Annotated in this window: 12 protein-coding genes and 1 pseudogene; 5 read left to right on the forward strand and 8 right to left on the reverse strand. The window is 69.0% G+C overall.

Annotation, left to right across the window (positions count from 1 at the left end):
• Nucleotides 1-3: 3 nt before the first annotated feature.
• The 4 genes and pseudogenes from hflX to AOZ13_RS06910 all read right to left on the reverse strand — a co-directional run bounded on the left by hflX (nucleotide 4) and on the right by AOZ13_RS06910 (nucleotide 2,981).
• Nucleotides 4-1,308 carry a GTPase HflX gene (gene hflX / locus AOZ13_RS06895; RefSeq protein WP_021780170.1) on the reverse strand — a complete coding sequence of 435 codons (1,305 nt, stop codon included), beginning with the start codon at nucleotides 1,306-1,308 and terminating at the stop codon, nucleotides 4-6.
• A 98-nt stretch (nucleotides 1,309-1,406) separates the two neighbouring features.
• Nucleotides 1,407-1,690 (reverse strand): annotated as a pseudogene (locus AOZ13_RS06900) (acylphosphatase).
• 62 nt (nucleotides 1,691-1,752) lie between these two features.
• Nucleotides 1,753-2,634 carry a DNA-3-methyladenine glycosylase family protein gene (locus AOZ13_RS06905; RefSeq protein WP_049933943.1) on the reverse strand — a complete coding sequence of 294 codons (882 nt, stop codon included), beginning with the start codon at nucleotides 2,632-2,634 and terminating at the stop codon, nucleotides 1,753-1,755.
• A 104-nt stretch (nucleotides 2,635-2,738) separates the two neighbouring features.
• Nucleotides 2,739-2,981 carry a UPF0058 family protein gene (locus tag AOZ13_RS06910; RefSeq protein WP_020221338.1) on the reverse strand — a complete coding sequence of 81 codons (243 nt, stop codon included), beginning with the start codon at nucleotides 2,979-2,981 and terminating at the stop codon, nucleotides 2,739-2,741.
• Nucleotides 2,982-3,123: 142 nt separating this feature from the next.
• On the opposite strand from AOZ13_RS06910, the gene AOZ13_RS06915 reads away from it, so the two are divergent.
• Entirely contained in the window at nucleotides 3,124-3,522 is a 399-nt protein-coding gene (locus AOZ13_RS06915; RefSeq protein ID WP_020221337.1) for a translation initiation factor IF-2 subunit beta, read from the forward strand.
• Between the two features lie 15 nt (nucleotides 3,523-3,537).
• On the opposite strand, the gene AOZ13_RS06920 is transcribed toward AOZ13_RS06915, so the two are convergent.
• The 3 genes from AOZ13_RS06920 to AOZ13_RS06930 form a co-directional block, all read right to left on the reverse strand.
• The gene (locus tag AOZ13_RS06920; protein WP_020221336.1) at nucleotides 3,538-3,723 is read right to left on the reverse strand and encodes a DUF7836 family putative zinc-binding protein; all 186 of its coding nucleotides are present in this window, start codon (nucleotides 3,721-3,723) and stop codon (nucleotides 3,538-3,540) included.
• Between the two features lie 48 nt (nucleotides 3,724-3,771).
• The gene (locus AOZ13_RS06925) at nucleotides 3,772-4,164 is read right to left on the reverse strand and encodes a DUF2267 domain-containing protein (protein ID WP_020221335.1); all 393 of its coding nucleotides are present in this window, start codon (nucleotides 4,162-4,164) and stop codon (nucleotides 3,772-3,774) included.
• 72 nt (nucleotides 4,165-4,236) lie between these two features.
• Nucleotides 4,237-4,521 carry a DUF357 domain-containing protein gene (locus AOZ13_RS06930; protein WP_020221334.1) on the reverse strand — a complete coding sequence of 95 codons (285 nt, stop codon included), beginning with the start codon at nucleotides 4,519-4,521 and terminating at the stop codon, nucleotides 4,237-4,239.
• A 174-nt stretch (nucleotides 4,522-4,695) separates the two neighbouring features.
• Here AOZ13_RS06930 and AOZ13_RS06935 point away from each other — a divergent pair, with 174 nt between their 5' ends.
• Nucleotides 4,696-6,024, forward strand: coding sequence for an FAD-dependent oxidoreductase (locus AOZ13_RS06935; RefSeq protein WP_020221333.1), 1,329 nt, complete (start codon nucleotides 4,696-4,698; stop codon nucleotides 6,022-6,024).
• A gap of 123 nt (nucleotides 6,025-6,147) precedes the next feature.
• Here the strand turns inward: AOZ13_RS06935 and AOZ13_RS06940 are convergent, their stop codons facing one another.
• Complete coding sequence (locus AOZ13_RS06940; RefSeq protein ID WP_020221332.1) at nucleotides 6,148-6,723, reverse strand: hypothetical protein; 576 nt, start codon at nucleotides 6,721-6,723, stop codon at nucleotides 6,148-6,150.
• 74 nt (nucleotides 6,724-6,797) lie between these two features.
• Between AOZ13_RS06940 and AOZ13_RS06945 the strand changes: the two genes are divergently transcribed.
• Genes AOZ13_RS06945 through AOZ13_RS06955 form a run of 3 tightly spaced genes read left to right on the forward strand, consistent with a single transcriptional unit; the run spans nucleotide 6,798 to nucleotide 8,550 of the window.
• Nucleotides 6,798-6,992 (forward strand): hypothetical protein, encoded by a 195-nt coding sequence (locus AOZ13_RS06945; RefSeq protein ID WP_020221331.1) that lies wholly within the window; start codon nucleotides 6,798-6,800, stop codon nucleotides 6,990-6,992.
• Between the two features lie 57 nt (nucleotides 6,993-7,049).
• The gene (locus AOZ13_RS06950) at nucleotides 7,050-7,922 is read left to right on the forward strand and encodes an NOP5/NOP56 family protein (protein WP_021780174.1); all 873 of its coding nucleotides are present in this window, start codon (nucleotides 7,050-7,052) and stop codon (nucleotides 7,920-7,922) included.
• Nucleotides 7,915-8,550 (forward strand): fibrillarin-like rRNA/tRNA 2'-O-methyltransferase, encoded by a 636-nt coding sequence (locus tag AOZ13_RS06955; protein ID WP_020221404.1) that lies wholly within the window; start codon nucleotides 7,915-7,917, stop codon nucleotides 8,548-8,550. Before AOZ13_RS06950 ends, AOZ13_RS06955 begins: the two co-directional genes overlap by 8 nt.
• Nucleotides 8,551-8,565: the final 15 nt, after the last annotated feature.

The raw sequence follows: 8,565 nt of genomic DNA on the forward strand, positions 1-8,565 counted from the left end.
CGCCTACGCCGAGGCGAGAGTGCTGGCCTTATCGCGGGACTGCTCGACGACCTTCGGGCGGGCCTCGAAGGCGACGACCACCTCGTCGTCGCCGTACGTCACGTCCTCGACGTGGGCGTTGTCGTGGAGCCACGAGACGACGCTCATCGTCTCCTCGGTCATCGGGAGGACGAGCCGCTCCTTCTCGCGGCGGGGGAGCGCGTACGTGACGCGCTCGCGCAGGTCGTCGAGACCGAGTTCCTCGACGGCGCTCACCGCGACGGGGTTCGGCGCGAGCGCGGACAGCGCCTCGCGCTTCCTCGCGAGTTCGTCCTCGGACACCTCGTCGACCTTGTTGAACACGGTGACGATCGGCGCCTCGTTGCGCTCGTAGAGCGTGTCGTGCGACGTCGCGAGCTTCTCGCGGATCGCCTCGACGGGTTCGCTCGCGTCCACGACCAACAGGACGAGGTCGGCCTGATAGACCGAGTCGAGCGTGGACTTGAACGACTCGACGAGCCAATGCGGGAGGTCGCTGATGAAGCCGACCGTGTCGGTGAGGAGGACGTCGCGCTCGTCGATGTCCATCCGGCGCGTCGTCGTCCCGAGCGTCGTGAACAGCTCGTCGCGGGACTCCGCGGTCGTGTCGAGGTCGGGGTGGAGTTCCTCGTTCTCGTCGAGATCGAGGTCTTCGGCGAGCGCGCGCATCAGCGTGGACTTCCCCGCGCTCGTGTAGCCCGCGAGCGCGACGAGATCGAAGCCGGACTCGCGACGCCGATCGCGGCGCTGGCGCTCCGTCGTCTCGATCTGCTCGAGTTCGTCTCGGATACGCGAGATCTGGGCTTTGATGTCCTGCTCGCGCGACTCGTCGTACTCGCCGAGTCCCATGAACCCCGGGCGCTCGTCGCGCTTCGCGAGACTCGTCTTCGCCTCCGCGCGCGGCAGCTCGTAGCGAAGCTCCGCGAGCTCGACCTGTAGCTGGGCCTTCCGCGTCTGCGCGCGCTGGCCGAAGATTTCCAAGATCAGCGTGAAGCGGTCCATCACCTCGACGCCGTCCGGGAGGTGATCGCCGAGGTTGAACGTCTGATAGGGACCGAGGCGGTTGTCGAAGACGACCGTCTCCGCGCCCGTCTCCGCGACGAGCGCGGCGAGCTCTGTGACCTTCCCCTCGCCGAGCTGGAGGGCGGGGTCGGCCGTGCGACTCTGCGTGACCTCGCCGGCGACCTCGTAGCCGGCCGCGCGGACGAGTTCGCGGATCTCCTCCGTGTCGGGCTCCCCGTCGTCGACGCGTTTCGCCACGACGGCGGAAGCAGTGGATGCGCCTGTCACTCGCGTGTACCTACGCCCCGAATCCACTTAAGCCCAATCCGTGTCGTCGTGTCGACGTCTCGCGTCGCTCGGCTCCACCGCGCTCGGATCCACCTACCCTACCGCCTGATCTCGAACCCGTCGAGTCCCCGCGGCTCCTCGTAGCGGACCTCGACGTCCTCGCGTCCGCGGCCCGACTCCCGACGTGACACCAGTCGACCATCGACTCGACGGCGGCCTCCGGGCCCTCGAAGACCGCCTCGACGCGGCCGTCGGAGAGGTTCTCGACCCACCCGTCGACGCCGTGGTCCGACGCGGTCTCCCGCGTCGTCGCCCGGTAGTAGACGCCCTGTACGTGTCCGCTGACGAGGACGTGCGCGCGCACTCGCTCTGTGTCGCTCATACCGACACCTCTCACGCCGCGCCCCTAAAACACGCGGCGGCGTCGACGGTTCGCGAGCGTCGCTACTGACTCCGGAGGTGATTGAAGACGTACGTCTGCGTGTAGCCCGCGTTCGGCCCGAACGCCTCGCGGATGGCGCGCGACGTCTCGGCGTAGGTCCCCTTCGCACAGTCGGGATAATACTCGTCGATGGCCGTGCGAATCCACGTGTCGAGCGGGACGGCGTCGCGACAGCCCAGCGAGAAGAGCGCGACGCAGTCCGCGACCTTGTCGCCGACGCCGACGTACCCCTTGAGGGCGTCGCGGGTGGCTTCCAAGTCCTCGCGTCTGACGTCCGCCTCCGTCAGCTCGCCCGAGGCGACCAGCTCCGCCGTCCGAACGACGTACGGGGCGCGATAGCCGAGGCTCAGATCGCGGAGGTCGGCCTCGCTCGCGTCCGCGAGCGCCGCGGGCGTCGGGAACGCGTGATACGTCCGGCCGTCGAACGCGATCTCCTCGCCGTACGTCTCGCGGAGGGCCTCCTGCATCGCGAAGATCCGCGCGACGCGCATCTGCGCCGAGCAGATGAAGGAGACGAGACAGCCGAAGAAGGGATCGCGCACGATCCGAAGCCCCCAGTAGCGCTCGTAGGCCTCGCGGATCAGCGCGTCGTCGCTCGCCGCGTCGCGAATCGCGCGGAGGTCGTCGTCGAGCGAGAGGAGGTCGAACAGGAGCGATTCGGCGTCCGTCGTGCTCTCCCAGTCGAGGACGCCCTCGCGCTGGCGGACGCGGAGCACCTCGCCGTCGACGACGGTGCTGTACCACGCGTCGCCACCGCGAGCGCCGTCCGCGGCGTACGTCGCGCCGTCCTCACGGGTCCAGAGGTAGGTCTGGCCGCTCTCGAGGGTCGCCTGCAGGTCGAAGCCGCCGGCGAGGTCGGTGAGCGGCACCGAACCGGTTCGCATCGATGGAGGCTCCGCTCTGCTGTGGCCAAAGCGTGTCGGTTTCGATAGACAGCGCCGCGGCTACGCGGTGTCGTACGGATACGGACCCGGCTCGTCGTCGGGTTTCAGTCGGCCTGCGCCGCGACTTTCTCCGTGCCCTCCTCGGAGTCCATCGCGGTCGTGATGTCGTCGGCCAGCGCGAAAACAGCGGTCTTGTGGTCGGTCTTCGACTTGTGAATCGACGTCGGTCGAATGCCCAGTTCCTCGTACTCGTCGAGATCCAGAGAGGTCTCGCCCTCACACTTCGCGTAGTAGTTGCCTACCTCTGCGAGAAGCCCGTGAAGGTGGATGAGCTCCTGTTTCTTCATGACACCACATCCTATCGTCCGGAGGGTTATAGTATTATCTTGAGAACCGTTAACACACGGATTTTCAGGGGATAGAACGCGCCACGCGTCTCTCGCGGTTCGGGCTGAAACGCTTTTAGGCCGCCGCCGTTTCTGTTCCCTCATGGGATACGACGAGCAGCTCGATCGGGCGATGGCGGAGAAATCCGAGATCGACGCCGAAGAGTCGCGATTCGACGTCCCGGACCCGAACGTCCGCACCGAGGGCAACTTCACGGTCTACGAGAACTTCCCGGCGACGCTCGACCGACTCGACCGCGAGCAGCGTCACGTCCTCCAGTTCATCCAGAACGACCTCGGGACCGCCGCACAGATCGACGAGAACGGCCGCGTGCGGCTCACCGGTGAGTTCGACGCCGACCGCATCGCCGAGGCGCTCGACGACTACGTCGAGCGGTACGTCCGCTGTCCGGAGTGCGGACTGCCGGACACGAACCTCGTGGAGGAAGACGACGTCACGCGGCTGAAGTGTGACGCCTGTGGCGCGCGAACCGCCGTCTGAGACGGCGGGCGCGGATCAGGTCTGCAGGCGCTTTAGGTTCTCCAGATCGCGATCGGTGCGCATGAACTCGCTCGTCCGGGAGGTCGCCCCGCAGTCCGGACAGTCGAACTCCTCATCGGGTGTCGGGAGGTCGGTCGGCGACTCTTCCCAGTGCTTGGTGCAGTCGGGACACAGCAGTTGAACGTACGCCTCGTTCGGCATACCAGATCTCTGTACGGGCCGACGAAAAAAGGTACTGGCGGGTGTGGGTCAGTAGTACGAGTCGTCTTCGAGGAGCTGGAAGAGCTCGTCGTACTCGTCGGGGAGCTGGGCGGTGACGTCGTCGAGCTCCGTGTCCGGCACGCTGTCCTCGACGACGTCCACGACGACCTTCGCGTAGAAGACCGCGTCCGCGGGCTCGACGCGAGCACGCTGAGAGACGCGCGCAACGAACTCGTCGAAATCGAAGATCTGACCGGAGTCGGCCTCGTGGAGGAAGCGGTCGATCTCCATGGGGAGCGGCCCGGCGAGGTCGGCGGCCTCGTCGGCCTGCAGGCGCTCAGCGAGCGTCTCCAGTACTGCACGCGTCGCTCTGATGGCCTCTCCGCGGGATGCCAGTTCGAGTCGATGCTGCACGTCGCCGACGAACTCGTCGTGCTTCATGCGCTCCGATCTATTCGGCGCCTCTCGTGTAACTGTGGTGGCCGTTCGACCGCGAGGGCGTCCGTCGCCGTCTCACACCGTGAAGAGGTGTCCCTCCGTCGGGACGTCGAAGAGGCCGATTCGAGCGCCCGCGTCGAGCCACGCGTGCCCGTAGCTGAACGACGCGAGGGCGTTCACCGGATCGTCGTTCTCGCGGAAGTGCCGGCCGTCCTCCAGATACGAGCGGGCCATCTCCTCGTACTCGGCGGCGGCGTCGGCGAGCGGCGTCCCCTCCGGCGCGACCGGCTCCGCCGCCGCGAGCGCCTCGGCGAGCAGCCCCTCGTAGCGGTCCGTCTTCTCGGCGAGATCCGCGGGCATACCCGTACTGGGTCCGGCGCCCGTGGTAAGCGTGTCGTCGTTCCCGACCCCCCGACCTCGAACTCGCGGTGAACGGCGAGGTCCGCCAGTCCGACAGCTCCTCGCGCGCCCGCGACGCCGGCCAGCCTCCCGGGTGGCGCAACCTACAAACCCCTGAATCCCCTCCCATCACGTATGAGCGACGAGCCCCGCGTGGAAATCTACACGAAGACGGACTGCCCGTACTGCGAGAAGGCCAAGGACCTCTTCGATGCGAAGGGCGTCGACTACGTGACGTACAACGTCACGGGCGACGAGGAGCGCTTCGAGGAGATGAAAGAGCGCGCGAACGGCCGGGAGACGGCGCCCGAGGTCTTCATCGACGACGAACTCATCGGCGGCTGGGACGACACGTCCGCGCTCGACGCGACGGGCGAACTCGACGAGAAGCTCGGCATCGCGACGGAGCGCGACGACGAGATCGTCGAGCACCGCGATCTGATCGTCACCGGCACGGGTATCGCGGCGCTCACCGCCGGCATCTACGCGGCGCGCTCCGACGACGATCCGCTGCTCTTCGAGGGCGACGAGCCCGGCGGCCAGCTCACCCTCACGAGCGAGGTCGAGAACTACCCCGGCTTCCCCGAGGGCATCAACGGCACGACGCTCGTCAACGACATGAAAGAGCAGGCGACGCGCTTCGGCGCCGAGATCGAGCACGGCATCGTCGCCTCCGTCGATGACTCCGAGCGCCCCTTCCGCGTCACGCTGGAGAACGGCGACGTCTACACCGCCGACGCCGTCATCGCCGCCTCGGGCGCGTCCGCCCGAACGCTTGGCATCCCCGGTGAGGACGAACTGATGGGGTACGGCGTCTCGACGTGCGCGACGTGTGACGGCGCGTTCTTCCGCGGCGAGGACATGGTCGTCGTCGGCGGGGGCGACGCCGCCGCGGAGGAGGCGGTCTTCCTCACGAAGTTCGCGGAGACCGTCTACCTCGTCCACCGCCGCGACGAACTCCGCGCGGAGGACTACTGGGAGGACCGCGTGCAGGAGCACGTCGATGAGGGGGACATCGAGGTCCGCTGGAACACCGAGGCGACCGAGATCCACGGAAGCCCGGAGGACGGCGTCGAATCCGTCGATCTCGTCCACCACCCCGAGGGCCACCCGCGCGAGCGACGGGCCGCCGGCGAGGACGTCGAGGACCTCGCCCTCGACGTCGGCGCGTTCTTCGTCGCCATCGGCCATACGCCGAATACGGACTACCTCGCGGACACGGGCGTCGAACTCGACGAGGAGGGATACATCCAGACCGCCGGCGGCCACGGCGGCGGCCAGACCGCGACGGCCGTCGAGGGGGTCTTCGGCGCCGGCGACGTCGTCGACTACCACTACCAGCAGGCCGTCACCGCGGCCGGCATGGGCTGTAAGGCCGCTCTCGACGCCGACGAGTACCTCGAAAGCGAGGTGCCGTCGGCGGGCGAGGTCGAGGGGAGCGCGGAAGCGCCCGCGGACGACTGAATCCGAGCCGACCGGCGGGAGGCGCGGAGGGACGCGAACGCGAAAACGCGAATCGCTCGCCGTCGCGGTAACGCGAAAACGCGATCCGCGCGAACGCTAGCCTTCTCCGCACCACACGCCCCGCTACGATCCGGGGAGGATGTCGCCGAGCGCGGCGCCGACGGCCGTGGGCGCCCACGCGACGGCGACGATGCACGCGGCCGTCCACGGGTCGTTCGTCCAGTCGACCTGTCCCCACCCGGTGAAGAGGACGACGGTGACGCCGATCGAGATGGTGACGACGCCAGCGAGGCGTCGCGAGACGATCCCGAGGATCGGGTCTTTCACGCGGACGTCCTGAATGTCGGCGACGTAGAGGATGCCGTACACCATCGCGACGGTGGCGAGAAGCGTCCCGACGAGGCTCCCGGCGTGCGTCGAGACGTAGACGCCGATGTCGTGCGTCCCGCTCTCGACGACCATCGGGATCGCGAAGAGCACGCTCCCGAGGGCGGCCTCGGCGGCGTCCGCGCGATCGAAGCCGTGGATGACGCGCCCGAACGTCCCGCGCCGCTGCCCGAGCCCGCTCGCGGTCTCCATCGCCTCCGCGACGGCCTCGCGGCCCGCCTCGCTCTCGACGTGCGCCTCCAGCGCTTCGAGATCGTCCATGAGGCCGGAGACGTCGGCGCCCGCCTCCGATGCCTCGTCCGAGTCGTCCATGGCGGGGGCGACGACCCGCGCGGGCAAAAAGCCGGCCGCCACGCCTTTGCCGGGGCCGCGCGACACCCACACCTATGCCAGAACTCCCGGACTATCCGGAGCCGCGACAGCTCGATAAGGGAATGACCGTCGAGATCGAGCAGGGCGAGGGCAAGGAGCCGATCGTCGGCGAGGTCGGCGCCGTCGTCGAGGAGGCCGATCCCGAGGGCACCGTCGTCAAGCTGAAGTCCGGCGCGGAGGGACGCGTCCGGAAGATCACCCACGAGTAGGCCCGCTCTCTCCCCGCGTTCGGGAACGCCTATACGATCGGGCGGCCTAATCCGCCCATGAGTGAGCAGACACCCGCGAGTGACGCGGGCTGGTTCGCCAGCGTGGAGCGCGGCGACACCGGCGCCGCCGCCTCCGCAATCCGCGAAGGGGGGAGCGAGACGCCGGCGGACTGGCCGCAGCGGGCCGTCGACGCCGGCTTCGCGGCGGACCGCGACGACTATTACGAGGCGCTCCACGAGGCGACGGTGGCGGCGACGCGCCGCGCCGTCAGCGAGCGCGAGTCCGCCGATGACCGGCAGGTGATCCACGCGATCCGCGCGATGGACGATCTCGCGAGCGCGACGAACGAGCTCGCCGAGCGCCACGCGGAGTGGGCGGGCGCGCTCGACGACGAGCCGGGGACGGGCGTGACGTACGCTCGCGAGGTCGCGTCGCGCCAGCCCGAGACGGACGCCGAGGAGCGCGTCGTCTCGCTCGCCGAACGGGTCGTCGCGCTCGCGGACGAGCGCGACGCCGAACGCGACTTCCTCGAACGGATGGTGCCGACGGTGGCGCCGAACCTCGCGTCGATGGCGGGACCGATCCTCGCGGCGCGACTGATCGATCTCGCCGGCGGTCTCGGCGATCTCGCGAAGATGCCCTCCGGCACCGTGCAGGTCCTCGGCGCGGAGGACGCGCTCTTCGCGCACCTCCGCGGGAACGCTCCCTCCCCGAAGCACGGCGTCATCTACACCCACGAGTACGTCCGGGGGACCCATCCGGACGAGCGCGGATCGGCCGCGCGCGCGCTCGCCGGCAAACTGACCATCGGCGCGCGGATCGACCACTACGCGGGCGACTACCGGCCGGCGATCGAGGCGGAACTCGACGACCGGATCGCGACCATCCGAGCGCGTCGCGACGACGACGAGGGGAGCGACGATGAGTGACGGTCTCCCCGAGGGCGTCGCGCGACGTGACTTCGGTGATGGTCCCGCGCTCGCGACGCGCGGCGAACCGGTGTACGGCGAGCCGACGGACGGCGAGTGGCGGCGCTGGGACCCGCATCGTTCGAAGCTCGGCGCGACCATCGAGAAGGGCTTGGAGACGGGACTCTCCGGGGGCGATTCGGTGCTCTACCTCGGCGCGGCGAACGGCACGACGGTGAGCCACGTCGCGGACGTCGCGGGACCGACGTACGCCGTCGAGTTCGCGCCGCGCTCCGCGCGCGACCTGCTCGACGTCTGCGAGAGCAGGGGAACCCTCTTCCCGCTCCTGAAGGACGCCCGGAAGCCAGAGACGTACGCGCACGTCGTCGAGACCGACCTCGACTGCCTCGTGCAGGACGTCGCGACGCGGGGACAGGCGCGCGTCGCCGTCGAGAACGCGCGCTTCCTCGCGCCCGAGGGCCGACTCGTGCTCGCGATCAAGGCCCGGAGCGAGGACGTCACCGCCGACCCCGAGGACGTCTTCGCCGACGTGCTCGACGAACTGCGCGAGACCTACGAGGTGCTGGATCGCGCGCGCCTCGAACCCTATCACGACGATCACCTCGCGGTCGTCGCGTCCCCACGCTGAGGGCCGCCTCGGTAC

The sequence above is a fragment of the Halarchaeum acidiphilum MH1-52-1 genome (genome assembly GCF_000474235.1).
In the GTDB taxonomy this organism is placed as follows: Archaea; Halobacteriota; Halobacteria; order Halobacteriales; family Halobacteriaceae; genus Halarchaeum; species Halarchaeum acidiphilum.